Source organism: Arcobacter sp. YIC-80 (assembly GCF_044841725.1).
Taxonomy (GTDB): Bacteria; Campylobacterota; Campylobacteria; order Campylobacterales; family Arcobacteraceae; genus Arcobacter_B.
The window spans coordinates 15,416-35,096 of sequence record NZ_JBJBSI010000002.1; the positions used below are offsets into that span (position 1 = coordinate 15,416).

A 19,681-nucleotide genomic window follows, 5' to 3' on the forward strand; every position below is an offset into this window, starting at 1 on the left:
TTTAAGTAATTTTTAAGTAAAATCACGAACTTTTTCAGTTTATTTGAAAATGCAAATTTAAAAGGAGGATTCTTCCATGCCAAAGATGAAAACTAACAGTGGCGCTTTAAAAAGATTTAAAGTGAAAAAAAATGGTTCTATCAAAAGAGGATCAGCTTATAGAAGCCACATCTTAACTAAAATGACTCAAAAGAGAAAAAGAAATCTTAGAGGTCCTAAAACAGTTGCTGCAGTTGACGCAACTAGAATTAAAAGAATGTTAAACAAAGCGTAATTATTTATTTCATATAAATAATTATTAGTCCCTCCACTTATGTGGACAAGTTCAACTATAATGTTGACACCTAATATTAACAATATAATATACGGTAAAGGAAAAATAGAATGCCTAGAGTAAAAACTGGTGTAGTTAGAAGAAGAAGACACAAAAAAGTATTAAAGCAAGCTAGAGGTTTCTTTAGTGGTAGAAGAAAACACTTTAGAAAAGCGAAAGAGCAATTAGAGCACTCTTTAGTATATGCTTACAGAGATAGAAAACAAAAGAAAAGAGATATCAAAAGACTTTGGATTATCAGAATCAATGCAGCTTGTAGATTAAATGATATCAACTACTCAAGATTCATGAACGGTTTAAAATTAGCTGGAATTGAATTAGATAGAAAAATCTTAGCTGATATGGCTATGAATGATTCTGCTGCATTTGCTTCATTAGTAGTAAAAGCTAAAGAAGCACTTAACTAATAAATTTGCAAATCATAAAAAATTAAAAGGGACTAAGGCTTTGCCTTAGTCCCTTTTTTTATTTATATACCTAAAGGTTCATTGACCTCAATTTTACAATTATCACCTTTACAATCTATATTTGCATCAAAGTAATAAATTTCATCCATATCAATTTTTGCATCTTTTAGTTTCACCCATGCATCCATTGATCTTCCACCAGCTGTGCAATTAAACACAATAGTTTTATCTTTTGGGAGTTTTGAATAAAACTCATTTGCTTTTAACTTTTCAGCTTCAATATTTATTGCACCTTTTAAATGGCCTTTTCTAAACTCAATAGGTGATGTTACATCAACAATTTGAATATATTTTGGTACTTTATTGTTTTTGATTAAATTATAAAACCATAATCCATCAACACTCCCCTCATCAAGGCCTTTTTTTAATCCATTTTTACTGTACTGAACTTTTGAGCTAATTTTTTCTTTTTTTACTAAATTAATACTTTTAGTTGTAGCTAATCCAGCTTTCTTCCATGCTGGTATTCCTGCTGCAAAAACAGAAACATTACTATATCCTAAATCTAAAAGTTTATTTGCTACTATATGAGACTTTGAACATGTATATCCACCACAAAATGTGATGATTTTTTCATCTTTATTTATAGGTAATCTTCCCGATAAAGTTTTAAACTTTGTATCAGGAATAGAAATAGCTCCAGGAATTGTCTCTTTTATATATTTGGAATAAGGTCTTGCATCAATTAATAAAGCACTATTTTTAGCTTGAGCTGTTTTTATAGTATTTAAATCTATATCTAAATGACTTTTTTTTTCAATTAGCATTTTAACCTTAGAACTTGTATTATCTATGGATGCTTGACTTCTTGAACATCCAGTAAATAAAAGTATTACTGTTATTATATAAACTAAAAATAAACTAGCTTTCATAAATTCTCCTATTTTACAAATTATATTTTTCCTGATAACATTCCGTATTGTGTCATTGGCTTTAAAATATATGATTTAAGTAACCACCAAATATATCTTTCTTGTGTTGGATCTAAAGGGAATGATGGTTTAGGTTTCATTGACCAATCAAATTCAGCAAGCATTACTTTACCAATATCAGTAATAATAGGACAAACTGTATATCCATCATACTTAGCTTTTAACTCTTTTCCTTCCATAAGAGATAAAATATTATCAACTACTACTTTATACTGTTTTCTTATACTTCCACCTGTTTTTCCTAAAGGAATGGCTGCTATATCTCCCAAAGAAAATATATTATCATATTTAACATGTTGCAAGGTTTCTTTATTTACAGGAACCCATCCTTTTGATGAACCTATTTCAGAATCTGCAATTTCAGGTGCTGCTTTCATGGGAGGAGTAATATGTAAAAAATCATAAGGTATTTCTAAATTTATATGCTTAATTATTCTATTATACTCTTCTAAATCAGGATCCCATGAACCTTTTTCATTCCAAAATTTATCAAATGTTGCTGTTTTATTTTTTAAATCCACTTTCGTAAGATTATGGTTTAAACTATATTTCATATCTCTTACTTTAAATTGCTGAATTATTGCATCTTCATACTCTTTTACACTAAACATTTTTGAACTATTTGTATAAAAATGCATATTTACATTTTGTCTTGCTTTTGGACTTACTTCATTTAATCTAGAATTCATTAAATACATGATTTTTTTAGGTGCACCTCCACACTTAATAGGTGTATTTGGATGAGAAAAGATTGCTTGTTGTTTTTTTCCATTATTTGCTTCATAAATAGTTTTTTGCATGTTTTCCCATGTTTGAACTGCCCCATCAACATTATAAATTGTACTTGCATTTGTATTTTTAAAAAACTTATTCATTTTTTGAGAATCTTGTACTGTGTATAAATATTCTAACTCTTCAAGTCCTTCTATTTTTTCAAAATCTAACACTAATCCAGCAGCAATAACTAAAAAGTCATACTCAATAGTATCCCCTTTTTGAACTCTTAACTTATTATTTTTAGGATCAAATTGTACTGCTTTATCTTTTATAAGTTTAACTGTTTTAGGTAAAAACTCTTTTGTTTCATAAATGACATCATTTTTATCATATATTCCAGCTCCAACTAATGTGTTTCCAGCTTGATAAGATACGGACTTTGCATTTGGTTCTATAATTGTAATATCAGGATTTGTCAAACTATTTGATAATCTTGCAGCTGTAGATATCCCAGCTAATCCTCCACCTACAATAACTATTTTAGCTTTTACATCACTTGCATTTAAATTAGTAGAATAAGCTTTATTGTTCATCAATAATAAACTTCCAGATATTCCCATTAACTTTAATGCTTCTCTTCTATTTATTCCATTTTTTCTTAATTCAATATCAAATTCTTCTATCAAGTCTTTTTTCACAATTTACCTTTTAATAGAAATTTTAAATAATTTATATTCATATTTTTATTATTGTATGCTATTTTAGCTTATATAAATTACAAGTAATTTACAATAAATAAGAGAATAAAATATTATATATAAGTTTAAATTATCTTTATTGTTTTTTTAGAATTTTCTTGGTTATAAAAAGTATAAAAGCTCTTGGAATAAGTAAGAATAAATATATAAAAAATGAAAAAATAAGGGGATGAAAAGAACCAAAGCCTAAAGCTCCTGCTTGACTTAAGTTCTTTAAATGTAAAAGAGGATAAGTTATCCATTCTTCAAAATGGAAACTAATTGATAATAAAATCAAAATAGTAAGAAAAATAAATAACTCTTTTTTCATAAATTATGCTCTACCTGATAACATACCATACATAGTCATAGGTTTTAACATATAAACTTTCATTAACCACCAGATATATCTTTCTTGTGTTGGATCAAGGGGGAAAGTAGGAGTTGGTTTTTTAGACCAGTTAAACTCTGCTAACATTACTTTTCCAATGTCTGTAATTAAAGGACAAACTGTATATCCTGCATATTTAGCTTTTAACTCTTTGCCTTCCATTGCTGAAATTAGATTATCTACTAAAACTTTATATTGTTTTCTTACACTTCCACCTGTTTTACCCATCGGAACTGCTGCAATATCTCCAATTGCAAAAATATTATCATATTTTACATGCTGTAAAGTTTCTTTATTAACAGGAACCCAACCTTTTGACGAACCAATTGCAGATTTTCCTATTTCAGTAGGTGCTTTCATTGGAGGAGTAATATGTAAAAAGTCAAATGGAACTTCTACATTTTGATGCTTTGTAAGCATTTCATACTCTTCTAAATCTTCATCCCAAGCACCTTTTTCATCCCATCTTTTATCAAAAGTGGCTACTTTTTTTTCTAAATCTACTGCTGTTAGATTATGTTTATAATGCCATTTAAAATCTCTTTTTTTAAATTGTTCTGAAATAGCCTCATGGTATTCTTTTACTCCAAACATAGTTGTTCCATTTGGATAAAAAGTAAGCTCTGCATTATTTCTAGCACCAGCTTCTTCTAATCTTGCATTTGTTAAATACATGATTTTTTTAGGTGCACCACCACATTTAATTGAAGTATTAGGATGTGTAAATACACCTTTTACTTTCTTACCACTCTTTGCTTCTTCAACAAACTTTTGCATTTGAACCCAAGCAGCAACTGCTGAATCAGTATTATAAATAGAACATACACCACTATTACCAAACTTATCAATAATACTTTTTCCATTTTCTAATGAAAACTTTTCACCTATTTCTTCTAAACCTTTAATAGCTCCAAAATCTAAACTTAATCCAGCTGCAACAATTAAAAAATCATATTCTACTTTTTTTCCTGATTGTAAAATAACACTATTATCATTTGGATTAAATTCAACAGCTTTATCTTTGATTAAAGTACATCCATCAGGCAAATAATCACTTGTATTATACATTACATCTGATTTTTCATAAATTCCTGCAGCAATTAAAGTATTACCTGGCTGATATGAAACTGATTTAGGATTTGGCTCAACAATTGTTATATTTGGGTTAGTTAAAGTATTTGACAATCTTGCAGCAGTTGCAATTCCAGCTAGACCACCACCTATAATTAAAATTTTTCCTTTTACTTCACTTGCGTTTGCTGTTGTTGAAGCTTCAACTTCTGAGGGATTAAGTAAAAAAGATGCTGTTCCTAAACCTGCAAGTTTAAAAGCATCCCTTCTACTTATTCCTGATTTTTTAATCTCTTCATCTATTATCTCTAAAGCTTCATCAAACTCTTTTTTTGACATAAGTTTTCCTTCTAATATTATTATTAATATTTCTTATTAATCTTTTGAGAAAAGAATATCTAAAAAGAAATAAATAAAGACTTATATATATAGGTATTTTAAAATATTAATTATAAGTATTACTTATCATTTTTAAGGACTTAAAATAATCTTCTTTATGGTTTAAATTTATAAACTCATCATCATTTGGTAGTTGTAGGATATTAGTTTTGTTATTTTGTAGTAAAAAGCCAACTTTATGAAAGTCTTCTTGTAACATTTTTCTAGTAGTCAAACTTATATTTGAAGAAAAAACTCCACAAAGATTATGTGTTCTTATTGTCTTGGCAACAGTAATATCAAACTCTTTTGAAGCATTAATAATTTTTTCTATACTTTTTATAGATACTAAAGGTGTATCAACTGTAATAATAAAAACTTTTTTTTCATTTAATTTAGTTAAAATTGAATCAAGAGCAGCAATAGGTGAATAAGTTTTACTTTCATCTAACAAAAGATTATTTTTATCTAAGAAATCGAATTTATTCTCTTTTGATGAAAGATAGATATTTTTAAAAAAAGGCTTTAGCCTATCATATTGATATTCTGCTAATGTTTTAGAATTGTTGAAAGGAAGAAGAGCTTTATCTTCTCCCATTCGAGAGCTTTTACCTCCACACAAAATTACACATGGTATTTCAAATGAAGGATTTTTCATTATAAACTTCTTGGGTCTGTAATATAACCAGAAATAGCACTTGCAGCAGCAACTGCACTGTTTGCTAAATAAATTTTAGATGACCTTGATCCCATTCTTCCTACAAAGTTTCTGTTTGTTGTAGAAATACACACTTCATTATCACCTAAAATTCCCATATATCCACCTAAACATGCTCCACAAGTAGGATTTGATACTACAGCACCTGCATCAACTAAATCATCAATGTATCCAGCTTTTGTCGCATCTCTTAAGATTTTTTGAGTACCTGGAGTTAAAATAAGTCTAACGTGTCTAGCTACTTTTTTACCTTTTAAAATTTCAGCAGCTACTTTAAAATCTGATAATCTTCCATTTGTACATGAACCAATAAATACTTGGTCAACTCTAATTTCATCAGCAACAGCTTGAGAAACTGAGTGTCCATTATCAGGTAAAAATGGATATGCAATTACTGGCTCTAAATTAGCTACATCAATTTCAATAACTCTTGTATAGTTTGCATCTTCATCTGAGTAATGAATTTTTGGTTCAGCTCTTAAACCACCATTTAGTTCTGCTGTTTTATTTAAAAACTCTTCTGTTACTTCATCATAAGCAAAAATACCATTTTTAGCCCCAGCTTCAATAGCCATATTACAAATAGAGAATCTATCATCCATCGATAAGTATTGTACTGTGTCACCTGTAAACTCTAAAGCTTGATATAAAGCACCATCAACACCTAAAATTCTAATAACTTCAAGAATAATATCTTTACCAGATAAATACTCAGTTGGCTTTCCAGTCATTACAACTTTAATAGTTTCAGGAACTTTAAACCAGTTACCACCTGTAATCATACCAAATGAAATATCAGTTGAACCCATACCAGTTGAAAATGCTCCTAATCCACCATGAGTACATGTATGTGAATCAGCCCCAATAATAACATCACCAGGTAATACTAAACCTTTTTCTGGTAATAAAGCATGTTCAATACCCATATCTTTCTCATCAAAAAAATGTTTTAAATCATGTTTCATAGCAAAATCTCTTGAGATTTTTGCTTGGTTTGCTGAGGCAATATCTTTTGCTGGAATAAAGTGATCTAATACAATAGCAAAACCATCTGGGTTAGCTAATTTTTCTCTTCCACTTTCTTCAAATGCTCTAATAGAAATAGGAGTTGTAATATCATTACCAATTACCATATCAATTGGACTTCTTACAATCTCTCCAGCTTTTACTTCTCTTCCTACGTGTTCACTAAAAATTTTTTCTGTAATCGTTTGACCCATTTTATACTCTTCCTATACTTTTTTATATAATTTTTTGCGATTATATCTAAATTTATTTTAAGCTCCCAAATAGCTTAAGAGCTTAACTCTTTTTGTTTTTTCTCTTCTCTTGCTTTTTTAATTTGAATAAATATAATTATTGCTACACCCAAATTAATAATCACATCTGCAAGATTAAATATAGCAAACTCAAAGCCATAATGCCAATAAAAATAATCAACAACAGCTCCATAAGTAAATCTATCTAAGATATTTGATAAACCCCCTGCATATAATAAAGCTAAAGCAATATAGTAATCAGCAAATACATCTTTATTTCTTAATAAATAAACGGTTGCTATTAAAGCAATTAGTAACTGTATATATTTTAAATACTCTTCTAAAAAAGCAAACATTGAAAATGCAACGCCATAATTATATGCAAGTTGTAAGGACATTATTGGACCTTGAACATCCCAACTAAAATTAGCAAAGCCATATTTTACGACTTGATCAATAATAAATATAACTATAAATATTAATAATGCTATGTTAAACTTTTTTTTCATAGTGCCTTTTTGAAGAATGCAATTAATTCTTCCATTTCCCCATCAACAACTTTTTTATCTTTTCCTTCTAAAAGTAGTCTTATTTTATTTTCTGTTCCTGAATACCTAATAACTTCTCTTAATCCCTTTGCTCTAATTTTAGAAATTAACTCTTCATAACCTTCTATTTTTTCTAAAGGTATTTTTTCATCAACTTTCATATTGTGTTGTGCTTGTGGATATAAATCAAAAGCATTTAAAATTTCACTAGCTTTTTTTCCTGATTTCAAAATTAGTGCTAAAACTTGTAGTGCAGAAGCTAGTCCATCACCTGTTTTTGCAGCATCTGAAAAAATAATATGACCACTTTGCTCACCACCAAAGTTAATATTTTCTTTTGTCATTGTTTCAAGAACATATTTATCACCAACATTTGACCTAAAAAGTTTAATCCCATCTTTTTCCAAAAAGTCTTCTAAAGCTTTATTTGACATAATAGTAGCGACACAAGCATTACCTTTTAGTAACTTTTCATCATTTAAAAATTTACATAAAGCTCCAATTAGTTTATCTCCATCAACTACATCACCATTCTCATCAATTACTACAAGTCTATCAGCATCACCATCTAGTGCAAGTCCAATGTCAGCTCTAAATTCTCTTACAAGTTTTCCTACATTTTCAGGATGCATTGCACCACAATCTTCATTTATATTGTAACCATTTGGTTTGTCATTTATAGTAATTACGTCTGCACCTAACTCTTCTAAGATTGTAGGGCCTACTTTATATGCAGCACCATTTGCACAATCAAGTACAATTCTTAAACCACTTAAATTTAAATCTGTAGGGAAAGAGCTTTTTATTGAAACAATATATCTTCCAATAACATCGTCAATTCTTTTTGAAGAACCAATTTTTCTACCTGTAACTTGTTCTTTAGTCATTAGTTCATCATCATTAAAAATCTCTTCAATTTTCTTTTCACAAGAAACCCCAAGTTTATTACCGTGATTATCAAAAAACTTTATTCCATTATCTTCATAGGGATTGTGTGAAGCTGATATCATAATACCTGCATCACATCTCATAGATTCAGTTAAATATGCAATTGCAGGTGTTGGCATTGGCCCAATTTGAATTACATCATATCCTACAGCTGTTAATCCTGATACTAAGGCATTTTCAATCATATATCCACTTCTTCTTGTATCTTTTCCTACAAGAATTTTTTTAGTAGTCGAATGTTTTCTAAAATAGATACCAGCAGCTTTTGCTAATTTAAGCACTGTAATTGCATCTAAAAACTCTCCAGCTTTACCTCTAACACCGTCAGTTCCAAATAGCTTCATATTAAATCTTCCTAAAATTAAACTAAGTTTAAGTTATTTTAGATAACATTCTACCCTTAAAAATTTTACAAAGAGGTTAAATAAAATGGCAAACCATAAATCTGCTGAAAAAAGAGCTAGACAAACTAAAGTTAGAACAGAAAGAAATAGATTCTACAAAACAAGAATCAAAAATGTAATTAAAAATGTAATCGCAGCTGTAGAAGCTTCTGATAAAGAAAAAGCAACTGAAGCAATGAAAACTGCAAACAAATATATCCACCATTGTGTATCTAAAGGTATCCTTAAAAAAGGTAATGCTGCTAGAAAAGTATCAAGATTACAAACAAAAGTTAACGCTATATAATTTATAGTAAACAGAATATAGGTAAATATGACTCAAGAAAAATTACAACCCTTTATTAATAGGTATAATGAGATTAATGATTTATTAATCTCTCCTGATATTACTAGTGATATCAAAAAAATGACTGAGCTTTCAAAAGAACAGTCAAATATAGAACCAATTGTTAAAAAAGCACAAGAATATATTCAAACTTTAGAAGACATTGAAGAAAATAAAATGCTTTTAGATGATGAAGAATTAGGTGAACTTGCAAAAGAAGAACTTAAAGAACTTGAATCAAAAAAACCTGAACTAGAGGAAGAAATTAAATTTTTAATGATTCCAAAAGATCCTAATGATGATAAAAATATTTATTTAGAGTTAAGAGCTGGTACAGGTGGTGATGAAGCTGCAATTTTTGTTGGAGATCTTTTTAGAGCTTATATAAGATATGCAGAAAATAATAATTGGAAAGTTGAAATCATGAACTCATCTGAGAGTGAATCAGGTGGATATAAAGAGATTGTAATTTTAGTAAAAGGTGACCACGTATTTTCAAAACTTAAATTTGAAGGTGGTACACACAGAGTTCAAAGGGTACCTGCAACTGAATCTCAAGGCCGTGTCCATACATCTGCTATTACTGTAGCTGTAATGCCTGAAGTTGATGACGTTGATGTTCAAATTGATCCAAATGATTTAAAAATTGATGTAATGAGAGCTAGTGGGAATGGTGGACAATCTGTAAATACTACAGATTCTGCTGTAAGAATTACACATATTCCTACAGGTCTTGTTGTAACAAACCAAGATCAAAAGTCACAACATAAAAATAAAGACAAAGCAATGAAAGTTTTAAAAGCTAGACTTTATGAAGTGCAAATGAATGAGAAAATGGAAGCAGAAGGTGCCAATAGAAAAGAACAAGTTGGTACTGGAGATAGAAGTGGAAGAATTAGAACATATAATTATCCACAAGGAAGAATTAGTGACCATAGAATAAATCTTACTCTATACAGACTGGATGCAATAATGAATGATGGATTGTTTGATGAAGTAATTGATCCTCTTATTGCTGATCATCAAGCAAAACTTATTGAAGCAAATGGACTATAATCCATTTGCTTTTTTTATAAATGACTATTTTAAAAAATACTATTTACAAACACTACAAAAATAACCATACTTACGAAGTTATAAACTTTTGTAAAATACAAGAAAATGATCTTTGGGTTAAAGCAATAATTTATAAACCAACAGATTGTGACGAACTATTTGTAAGATCTCTTGAAGAGTTCAAAAATAAATTTACTTTAAATAAATAACTTTCTTTATTAATCATACTCTACATTATAAAGCCTAATTAGTATAGTAACCAAAATGTAACCTTCTCATATTATACTTTCATCATAAAATTTATTTAACGGAGAAAATAAACATGAGAAAAACACTTTTAGCTCTAGGGGCAAGTGCATTATTAGTTACTAGTTTAAGTGCTAGAGATCAAATCAAAATCGTAGGTTCATCAACAGTTTATCCATTTGCTTCATCAGTTGCAGAAGAATTAGGAGCAACAACTAAATACCCTACTCCAGTAGTAGAATCAACTGGTTCAGGTGGAGGAATGAAACTATTTTGTGCTGGTAATGGATTAAATACTCCTGATATTACTAATGCTTCAAGAAGAATGAAAACAAAAGAGTTTAAAATGTGTCAAGAAAATGGTGTAACTGATATCACAGAATCAGTAATTGGTTATGATGGTATTGCATTTGCACAATCAAAATCAAATGCAGCTTTTGATATTTCAAGAAAACATTTAGCATTAGCAGTAGCTAAAGAAGTTCCATCAAAAGATGGAAAATCATTAATTGCTAACCCTTACAAAAAATGGTCTGATATTGATTCTTCATTACCAAATAGAGAAATCATTGTTTATGGACCACCAAAATCATCAGGAACAAGAGATGCATTTGAAGAATTAGTAATGCAAAAAGTATTCAAAAAAATGCCAGTTTATACTGATCTTTACAAAGCTGACAAAAAAGCAAATAAAAAATATAAAAAATACTCTGTAGTGAGAACTGATGGTGCTTATGTTGAGTCTGGTGAAAATGATAACTTAATCGTTCAAAAATTAAATAAAAATAAAAATGCATTTGGTGTATTTGGATTCTCATTCTTAGTAGAAAATGATGATATGATTCAAGGTGCTACAATCAATGGTGTTGCTCCAACTCCTGATACAATCTCTTCAGGAGATTATCCAGTATCTAGATCATTATTCTTCTACGTGAAAAACTCTCATGCAAAAGAAGTTCCTGCAATGAACAAATATGTAGATTTATTTATGAGTGAGAAAATGATTGGAAAAGATGGAATCTTAGGAGAAATTGGATTAATTGCCTTACCTGATGCAACAAGAAATGCTATTAGAGCTTCTGTTTCAAAAAGAGAAAAGCTAACTTTAGACACTCTAAAAAAGAAACACTAATTTCAACTTAAACAACCTTACTTAATAAAGAGGAGAATACTCTCTCCTCTTTCTAACTCTCTTAGGATTATGAAATGACAAAGAAATGGAATACAATTTTAAGAAGGTTAGATTATGCCTTCCAACCTATTATTCATACACATACAGGAAAAGTATTTGCTGTTGAAGCCTTACTTCGAAATGTAACAGATACAGAATATATAAACTCTATTCAAGAACTATTTGATTTAGCCTTTCAAGAAGACCTGCTTTATGAAGTAGATTTGATATTAAGAGAAAAAGCTATAAAAAAATTTTCTTTAATTGAAGTAGAAAATATTAGATTATTTTACAATCTTGATAATAGAATTATTTATAATAGATCTTATAAAGCTGGAAATACATCAAAAATATTAGAAAAATACAATCTTTCAAAAAGTACTATTTGTTTTGAATTAAGTGAAAAAGGTAGTACAATTGAACAAAGTGCTTTATCTAGTATGCTTCAAACATATAAAAAAAGTGGTTATCAAATTGCCATTGATGATTTTGGGATTGGAGTTTCTGGACTAAAACTTTTATATTTTTCAGAAGCTAATATCATAAAGCTTGATAGATTTTTTATTACTAATATAGACTCAGACTCTAAGAAAAAGCTTTTTTGTAGCTCAATTGTTGAAATGGCTCACGTAATGGGAATGAAAGTAATTGCAGAAGGAGTTGAAACTAAAAATGAATTTTTGACATGTAAAGATATGGGAGTTGATTTTATTCAAGGGTATTTAATCCAAAAACCTACTACAAAAACTAAAGAGATTAAAACTATATATAAAAAAGTTATAGACCTAATTCATAACGACAAAAGAAATGATAATATTCATATCATAGAAAAAAAATATATTGAAAATATAGAACCTTTAAATATAAATAGTTCATTACATGACTTATTTGTTTACTTTAAAAACCAAACTAAAAACATTTTTGTACCTATTATTGATGATCATAAAAACCTATTAGGAGTTATTTATGAAGTTGATATAAAAAAAATATCTTATTCTCAATATGGATTGTCTTTAGCAAAGAATAAAAATATTTCTTCTACATTAAAAAAATATATAAAAGAAGTTATTTCTGTTGAGTCTTCATGGGGAATAGATAAAACTTTAGATAGATTTAATCATAACTCCAAAAACTCTATGGGAATTTTTATAACAAATGCAAATAAATACAAAGGATTTATTGGATTAAACTCCTTACTTGAATTATCTCATAAAAGAAATATAGAAATTGCTTCAAATCAAAATCCTCTTACGAAACTTCCTGGTAATCAACAAATTGAGAATTTTATTTATGAGGCTTCAATCAATAAAAAGTCTCAAACTTCATATATGTTGTATTTTGATTTTAATGATTTTAAGCCTTTCAATGATTATTATGGTTTTAGGCAAGGAGATAGGGCTATTTTAATTTTTTCAGAACTTATACAAAAAAAATATTCCAATGACTTTTTTATAGCTCATATTGGAGGAGATGATTTTTTTATTGGAGCAAAAAATAAAAACTTTGAGGAACTTTTTGAACTTACAAGCAATGTTCTTAAAGAGTTTAAAGACAGTGTAAAAAATTTATATAGTAATAGTGATAAAAAAAATGGCTATATTATTACAAAAGATAGATTTGATCAAAAAAGAAAATTTAATCTTCTTTCAACTTCATGTGCGATTATTGAAGTATCAAAAAATTCAAAAATTGAAAACTTTGATCATACGATTAGCCTACTAAAAAAACATTCAAAGAAATATCCATTCCCACTATGTGCTTCTATTTAACATTTGTAACCATTGTGTAACCATCTTTTTATACAATCTCTTCAAATTTTATACAAAAAGGCAAATGTTTGAGCACTTTTGAATCAAAAAACAAAAAAACGCAAGTTTATGAACAGCTAATTAAACTTGCTTTAATCACTGCTTCTGTTATCGCTATACTTACAACATTTGGTATTTTATTTTCAATTCTTTTTGAAGCAATTGAATTTTTCCAAATGCGAAGTTTTTGGTATTTTATTACAGGAACTGAATGGTCACCTGGAGTTACAGGTAGTAAATTTGGAGCTGTTCCAATTTTTGCAGGAACTTTTGTAATTACAATAATTGCTTTATTAGTTGCTATACCTATTGGTTTAGGAAGTGCAGTTTACATGAGTGAATATGCTAGTCCAAGATTAAGAGACTATTTAAAACCAATACTTGAAGTACTTGCTGGTATTCCTACTGTTGTTTATGGTTTCTTTGCTGCTATTACAGTAGCTCCTTTTATTGTAAAAGCTGCAGCTGTTTTTGGATTAGAAGCTACATTTAATTCAGCTTTAGCCTCAGGAGTTGTGATGGGAATTATGATTATTCCTGTTATTTCATCTTTATCTGATGATGTTATTAGATCTGTTCCAGATAGTCAAAGAAAGGCTGCCTATGGTTTAGGTATGACTCATGGTGAGGTTATTAAAAATATAGTTTTACCATCTGCTATGCCAGGTATTATTTCAGCTTCACTACTTGGTTTATCAAAAGCCTTAGGAGAAACTATGATTGTTGTTATGGCAGCAGGTTTAAGACCAAATATTTCGTGGAATCCACTTGAAGATATGACAACTGTTACAGTTACAATTGTAAACTCTTTAGTTGGTGATTTTGAGTTTAATTCTCCTGAAACTTTATCAGCTTTTGCTTTAGGTTTAGTGCTGTTTGTAGTTACATTAATATTAAATATGATTTCATTGTCATTAATTAGAAAATTCAAAGAAAAATATAAAGTGAACACATTATGATTAGTAGAAAAAATAAGAAAAAACAAGAAAACAATCCGTTTTATGATCCTTCATTAAAAAGAAGACATTCAAGTGCAAAAAGATTTAAAAAGTTTACACTTACATCTTTAATTTTTTCAATTGCATTTTTAGCTTTCTTTTTATTTGATATTATTGGAAAAGGAATTCCAGCTTTTAACATTACTTATGTAAAAGTAGAAGTTAATTATAGTGAAGCTGCTGTAAAAGATTATAGAAAAGCTGTAGATAGAAAATACAGAAATATCATATCAAGAGCTTGGCTTAGAGAATTACCTTTAATCATTAAAGATAACCCTTCATTACTTAATACTAAAAAAACTCAGTGGGTTTTAGCTGATGATCAAGTTGATCAATATATCAAAGGTCATCATTATAGACTTAAAAGAAAAGATAGAGCTTTAATTGATGATATGAAAGCTCATGATTTAGTTGAATTAAAATTTAACTCGATTTTCTTTACACAAGGAGATTCAAAAACTCCTGAATATGCTGGTTTATATTCAGCAATGGTAGGTTCAATTTTAACACTTATTATTACAATGTTAGTTGCATTCCCTATTGGAGTTATGACTGCAATTTATCTTGAAGAGTTTGCTGATGATAACAAATTTACAAGATTTATTGAAGTAAATATCAATAATCTTGCAGCAATTCCTTCAATTTTATTTGGTCTTTTAGGACTTGCTATTTTTATTAATCTTTTTGGAATGCCAAGAAGTTCACCTTTAGTGGGAGGTTTAACTCTTGCTCTTATGACTTTACCAATCATTATTGTAAGTTCAAGAGCAGCTCTAAGAGCAGTTCCTGATAGTATTAGACAAGCTGGATATGGTTTAGGTCTAACTAAAATTGAAGTTACAAGAGACCATGTTTTACCTCTTGCTTTTCCAGGAGTTTTAACAGGTTCTATTATAGGTTTAGCACAAGCTATGGGTGAGACTGCTCCATTAATTATCATTGGAATGATTGCATTTATTCCTGATGCCCCAGGTATGGTTACAGACGCAGCAACAGTTATGCCAGCACAGTTATTTACATGGGCAGGTATGCCAGAGAAAATGTATATTGAAAAAACAGCAGCAGGAATTATGGTACTTTTATCAGTACTTATTTCACTTAATGCATTAGCAATATATTTAAGAAAAAAATTCGAAGTTAAATGGTAAGAAGCGTTAAAAAAGCCAACTGCTTGGCTTTTTGGCTCAAAGAGAGTGCGAGCACAAGAGCTTCGCAAACGAAATTGATGTGCATAAGCGCCAATGAGTTCGGGAAAAGGAAGAACAAAAATGTCAAAAGATAATAAAGTAAAAATTAAAGTAGAAGAATTAAACCTTTGGTATGGAGATAACCATGCTTTACATAATATTAGTGTAGATTTATTTGAAAATAAAATTACTGCACTTATTGGGCCTTCTGGATGTGGTAAATCTACATTCTTAAGATGTTTAAATAGAATGAATGATCTAATTAATATTGTTAAAATTGATGGTGAAGTTGTTATTGATAAAAAAAATATTTACGATAAAGATGTTGATGAAGTAAGTGTGAGAAAAAGAATTGGTATGGTATTTCAACAACCAAACCCTTTCCCAAAATCAATTTATGACAATGTTGCTTATGCTCCACTAAAACATGGGATTGTAAAAAAAGGAAAAGAGTGTGATGAATTAGTAGAAACTTCTCTTAAAAAATCTGGATTATGGGATGAAGTAAAAGATAAGTTAAATGACCCAGGAACTTCACTTTCAGGAGGACAGCAACAAAGGTTATGTATTGCTAGAACTATTGCTGTTAAACCAGAGGTTATTTTAATGGATGAACCAACATCAGCACTTGATCCAATTTCAACTGAAAAAATTGAAGCTTTAATGTTAGAACTTAAAAAAGATTACACAATCATTACAGTTACACACAATATGCAACAAGCAGCAAGGGTTGCTGATTATACTGCATTTTTCCATTTAGGAAAACTAATAGAATATGATGAAACAGAAACTATTTTTGTTAATCCTAACAATAAGAAAACAGAAGATTATATTACAGGAAGGTTCGGATAAAATGTTAAAAACTTACGAAGAAAAAAAAGTTAAAATAGAAGATGAAATATTAGAAATTGGAAACAATGTAGTTGAGGCTTTAGAGCTTACACTTATGGGACTAAAAGATGAAGATTTATCAAAATTAAAAGAAATTGACTTATCTATAAAAAAAATAGCCAATAAATCAAATGAAATTGATAATTTAATAGTTACAACATTAGCCTTATATTCACCAGAAGCTAAAGATTTAAGAGAGCTTGTTTCTTATTTAAAAATCACTAATGAATTAGTAAGGGCAGGAGCAAATACTAAAACTTTTGCCAAACTATTTAGAAAGGCATATAGTGATGATTTAAATACTAAAACTATTTTAGAGTATGCTATTCCTTTACAAAAGTCATCTATTCTTGCACTACAAACTTCAATGAGTATGTTAAAAGAGTCTAATTCTAAACATATAGAAGAAAAGTATCAAAGAGTTGTAGTTGAAGAGAGTAAAACTGATGATTTATATGCAATGATTGAAAAAAATATTTTAAAACTAATTTCAAAGAATTTAGAATTATCAAAAGAGTATTTTGAAGTTTTAAGTGCCTTAAGAAAGTTAGAAAAAACAGCTGATAGAGCAGCTTCAATCGCTAATTTATTATTATTTGCTGAAAAAGGGGGAGATATAGAACAATCTTAAGGATTGTTCTTATTTTATGAAAAAAGCAATTTTAAAGATAAAAGCATACTTCAGTTCAAACTTTGAGGTACTAGCAGCAACTATTATTTTTACAACTATTTTAGCAACGGGATTAGAGTTTTATAAGGCAATTATTTTAATGCTTGAATTTATTGTTATTATGGAAGTTGTAAAGATGATTTCTGACTTTATAAAAAAAGAAAAACTAAGACTTAGATTTGTTATTGATATTTTTATCATTTTTTTAATTCGTGATGTTATAATATTATCTACAAATGTTAATAAAGACTATTTTGATATTAGTTTTTTACTTATAGTTATTTTTATATTCTTTATTTTTAGAATTTTGGCAATTAAATTCTCTCCTGGTGGAAATAAAAAAACAAGTAAAATATCAATGTAAATATAAAAGAGATAAAATGGAAGACAAAACAATATTAATAGTAGAAGATGAAGAAGATATATTAGAACTTTTAGAATATACACTTCAAAAAGAAGGTTTTGAAACAATTGGCTTTTTAAATGTTGATAAAAACTTAGAAAAAATCTTTGATGAAGAAAAAATAGATTTAATTTTGATGGATAGAAACCTTCCTGGTTGCGAAGGTACACACTTTATAGATGAAATTAGAAAAAAAGGTTATAATAATCCAGTTATTTATGTTACTGCAAAAGACAAGGATGAAGATATTCTTGAAGGATTTGAATCTCATGCTGATGATTATATTACAAAACCTTTTAATATTAAAGAATTAATAGCAAGAATAAAAGCTGTAATAAAAAGATCAACTAAAGACATTGATATCTTAAAAATAAGAGATATTGTCTATAAAGCTTCTAATAAAAAATTTTTTATTGATAATATAGAGTTAGAATTAACACACTTAGAACATGATTTACTTTTAGAGTTTATAAAAAATAAAGATATTTTGATGACAAGAGAGCATTTACTAAATTCTGTTTGGGAAGATTCCCTTGATAAAAAAATGAAAACTGTGAATGTTGCAGTAAAAAGACTAAAAGCAAAGATTGATCCTGATGGAGAAAAAAACTATATTAAATCAATCAGAGGGGAAGGTTACATTTTTTGTTAAAAATACATCAACTTTTTTTAAGAACCTTTAGTCTTATTTTTATAGCAATTCTAATTAGTTTAAGTATAGTTACTTATTTTTGGTCTAAAAATATCTATTTAGATCAAATTGAAAAAAATTTAATTCAAAATATTGATACCTTATCTATTGTATTAAATGATTTAGATAATGTAGATAATATTATCAAAGACTTACATTCACAAATTGATCTTAGAATTACTATAGTTGATGAAAAAGGAAATGTAATAGCTGAAAGTGACAAAAATAAAGAGTTATTAGAAAATCATGCAAATAGAAAAGAGATTTTGGAAGCTAAAGATTTTGGAATTGGAAAAGTTATAAGATATTCTACTACAATGCACAAAGAACTACTTTACATAGCAAAAAAAGTTACTATCAATAAAAAAATATATTTTATTAGAATGTCTGACTACACAGATAATATTACAGACAATTTTATGAAATTATCACTTCAAATTTTTGCATTTATTAGTTTTTTTATAATTATTGCATTTCTTGCTTCTTATTTTATTAGTTTAAAAATCAAAGATGAAACTGAAAATATTTTAGATTTTTTAACTCAGCTTGCTTCTAAGAAAACAACTCCTGAATTAGAATCAAATTTTACTTTGGAATTTCATAAAATCACAAAAATTCTAAATAAAGTTGCTATAAAATTAAAGAAAAAAGAGAAACAAAAAGCTAAACAAAATGCAAAATTAAAAATAGCAAATAGACAAAAAGACGAAATTATATCTGCCTTGTCCCATGAATTTAAAAATCCCATTGCTATCATTTCTGGATATAGTGAAACTATTTTAAATGATGATGCAATGCCCCAAAGTATAAAAAATAAGTTTTTAGCAAAAATACATTCAAACTCCTTAAAAATGTCAAATATAATTGATAAATTAAGATTGACACTTAAACTTGAAGAAGGAAAACAAGAGATAATACTACTTCCTACTTCTATGAAAGTCTTAATTAAAGAAATTATTTCTGATTTACAAGATAACTATAAAAATAGAGAGATTGAATTAATAGGAGAAGATATACAGTTAAAAGTTGATTCTACATTAATTAGTATGGCTATTTCAAACCTTATAGAAAATGCTTTAAAATATTCAGAAGATAAAGTAATTGTAAAGATAAATAGTGATGAAATAAGAATAATTGATAGTGGAATAGGAATAGAAGAATTAGACTTAGAAAATATTAAACAAAAATTCTACAGAGTCTCTAAAAATGGTTGGAATAACTCTTTAGGTCTAGGTTTATTTATAGTTCAAGCCATATTAAATTTACACAATTTTAAACTTGAAATAGAATCAATTCACAATAAAGGTTCTGAATTTTCAATAAAATTTTAA

The 19,681-nt window shown here is 28.2% G+C and carries 21 protein-coding genes; 14 read left to right on the forward strand and 7 right to left on the reverse strand.

The features are described from left to right. Positions 1–76 precede the first annotated feature (76 nt). Both rpmI and rplT read left to right on the forward strand, forming a co-directional pair. Positions 77–274, forward strand: a complete 198-nt coding sequence (gene rpmI, locus ACH5BK_RS04075; protein WP_254576932.1) for a 50S ribosomal protein L35 — start codon at positions 77–79, stop codon at positions 272–274. A gap of 110 nt (positions 275–384) precedes the next feature. Next, positions 385–741 (forward strand): 50S ribosomal protein L20, encoded by a 357-nt coding sequence (gene rplT / locus ACH5BK_RS04080; protein ID WP_404304704.1) that lies wholly within the window; start codon positions 385–387, stop codon positions 739–741. Positions 742–803: 62 nt separating this feature from the next. Here rplT and ACH5BK_RS04085 read toward each other — a convergent pair whose 3' ends face one another. The 7 genes from ACH5BK_RS04085 to glmM all read right to left on the reverse strand — a co-directional run bounded on the left by ACH5BK_RS04085 (position 804) and on the right by glmM (position 8,844). Beyond that, positions 804–1,673, reverse strand: a complete 870-nt coding sequence (locus tag ACH5BK_RS04085) for a rhodanese-like domain-containing protein (protein ID WP_404304706.1) — start codon at positions 1,671–1,673, stop codon at positions 804–806. A gap of 20 nt (positions 1,674–1,693) precedes the next feature. Continuing rightward, positions 1,694–3,151, reverse strand: coding sequence for an NAD(P)/FAD-dependent oxidoreductase (locus ACH5BK_RS04090; RefSeq protein ID WP_404305272.1), 1,458 nt, complete (start codon positions 3,149–3,151; stop codon positions 1,694–1,696). Between the two features lie 370 nt (positions 3,152–3,521). After that, a complete protein-coding gene (locus ACH5BK_RS04095; protein WP_404304708.1) occupies positions 3,522–4,988 on the reverse strand; it encodes an NAD(P)/FAD-dependent oxidoreductase in 1,467 nt (488 codons plus the stop codon). A gap of 106 nt (positions 4,989–5,094) precedes the next feature. After that, on the reverse strand, positions 5,095–5,685 hold the full coding sequence (mobA, locus tag ACH5BK_RS04100) for a molybdenum cofactor guanylyltransferase MobA (protein ID WP_404304710.1): 591 nt from the start codon (positions 5,683–5,685) through the stop codon (positions 5,095–5,097). Then, complete coding sequence (locus tag ACH5BK_RS04105) at positions 5,685–6,965, reverse strand: 3-isopropylmalate dehydratase large subunit (protein ID WP_404304712.1); 1,281 nt, start codon at positions 6,963–6,965, stop codon at positions 5,685–5,687. The genes mobA and ACH5BK_RS04105 overlap by 1 nt, the downstream gene beginning before the upstream one ends. Positions 6,966–7,039: 74 nt before the next feature. Continuing rightward, a complete protein-coding gene (gene lspA / locus ACH5BK_RS04110; protein ID WP_404304714.1) occupies positions 7,040–7,513 on the reverse strand; it encodes a signal peptidase II in 474 nt (157 codons plus the stop codon). Then, complete coding sequence (gene glmM, locus ACH5BK_RS04115) at positions 7,510–8,844, reverse strand: phosphoglucosamine mutase (RefSeq protein ID WP_404304715.1); 1,335 nt, start codon at positions 8,842–8,844, stop codon at positions 7,510–7,512. Before glmM ends, lspA begins: the two co-directional genes overlap by 4 nt. Before the next feature lie 85 nt (positions 8,845–8,929). Between glmM and rpsT the strand changes: the two genes are divergently transcribed. From rpsT to ACH5BK_RS04175, 12 genes are all read left to right on the forward strand, one after another. Next, positions 8,930–9,190, forward strand: coding sequence for a 30S ribosomal protein S20 (gene rpsT, locus ACH5BK_RS04120; RefSeq protein WP_404304717.1), 261 nt, complete (start codon positions 8,930–8,932; stop codon positions 9,188–9,190). A 27-nt stretch (positions 9,191–9,217) separates the two neighbouring features. Further along, the gene (gene prfA, locus ACH5BK_RS04125) at positions 9,218–10,285 is read left to right on the forward strand and encodes a peptide chain release factor 1 (protein WP_404304719.1); all 1,068 of its coding nucleotides are present in this window, start codon (positions 9,218–9,220) and stop codon (positions 10,283–10,285) included. Positions 10,286–10,305: 20 nt separating this feature from the next. Further along, the gene (locus tag ACH5BK_RS04130; RefSeq protein ID WP_404304721.1) at positions 10,306–10,494 is read left to right on the forward strand and encodes a DUF1653 domain-containing protein; all 189 of its coding nucleotides are present in this window, start codon (positions 10,306–10,308) and stop codon (positions 10,492–10,494) included. 113 nt (positions 10,495–10,607) lie between these two features. Then, the gene (locus ACH5BK_RS04135) at positions 10,608–11,663 is read left to right on the forward strand and encodes a PstS family phosphate ABC transporter substrate-binding protein (protein ID WP_404304723.1); all 1,056 of its coding nucleotides are present in this window, start codon (positions 10,608–10,610) and stop codon (positions 11,661–11,663) included. Between the two features lie 74 nt (positions 11,664–11,737). Continuing rightward, positions 11,738–13,471, forward strand: a complete 1,734-nt coding sequence (locus ACH5BK_RS04140) for a GGDEF domain-containing protein (protein ID WP_404304725.1) — start codon at positions 11,738–11,740, stop codon at positions 13,469–13,471. A gap of 68 nt (positions 13,472–13,539) precedes the next feature. Continuing rightward, the gene (gene pstC / locus ACH5BK_RS04145; protein WP_404304726.1) at positions 13,540–14,469 is read left to right on the forward strand and encodes a phosphate ABC transporter permease subunit PstC; all 930 of its coding nucleotides are present in this window, start codon (positions 13,540–13,542) and stop codon (positions 14,467–14,469) included. Continuing rightward, positions 14,466–15,656, forward strand: a complete 1,191-nt coding sequence (gene pstA, locus ACH5BK_RS04150; RefSeq protein WP_404304727.1) for a phosphate ABC transporter permease PstA — start codon at positions 14,466–14,468, stop codon at positions 15,654–15,656. The genes pstC and pstA overlap by 4 nt, the downstream gene beginning before the upstream one ends. A 120-nt stretch (positions 15,657–15,776) precedes the next feature. Continuing rightward, positions 15,777–16,547 carry a phosphate ABC transporter ATP-binding protein PstB gene (gene pstB / locus ACH5BK_RS04155; protein WP_404304729.1) on the forward strand — a complete coding sequence of 257 codons (771 nt, stop codon included), beginning with the start codon at positions 15,777–15,779 and terminating at the stop codon, positions 16,545–16,547. Between the two features lies 1 nt (position 16,548). Continuing rightward, the gene (locus ACH5BK_RS04160; RefSeq protein WP_404304730.1) at positions 16,549–17,217 is read left to right on the forward strand and encodes a phosphate signaling complex PhoU family protein; all 669 of its coding nucleotides are present in this window, start codon (positions 16,549–16,551) and stop codon (positions 17,215–17,217) included. A gap of 16 nt (positions 17,218–17,233) precedes the next feature. Then, on the forward strand, positions 17,234–17,620 hold the full coding sequence (locus tag ACH5BK_RS04165; RefSeq protein WP_404304732.1) for a phosphate-starvation-inducible PsiE family protein: 387 nt from the start codon (positions 17,234–17,236) through the stop codon (positions 17,618–17,620). A gap of 16 nt (positions 17,621–17,636) precedes the next feature. Next, on the forward strand, positions 17,637–18,311 hold the full coding sequence (locus ACH5BK_RS04170; RefSeq protein WP_404304734.1) for a response regulator transcription factor: 675 nt from the start codon (positions 17,637–17,639) through the stop codon (positions 18,309–18,311). Then, the gene (locus ACH5BK_RS04175; RefSeq protein WP_404304736.1) at positions 18,305–19,681 is read left to right on the forward strand and encodes an ATP-binding protein; all 1,377 of its coding nucleotides are present in this window, start codon (positions 18,305–18,307) and stop codon (positions 19,679–19,681) included. The genes ACH5BK_RS04170 and ACH5BK_RS04175 overlap by 7 nt, the downstream gene beginning before the upstream one ends.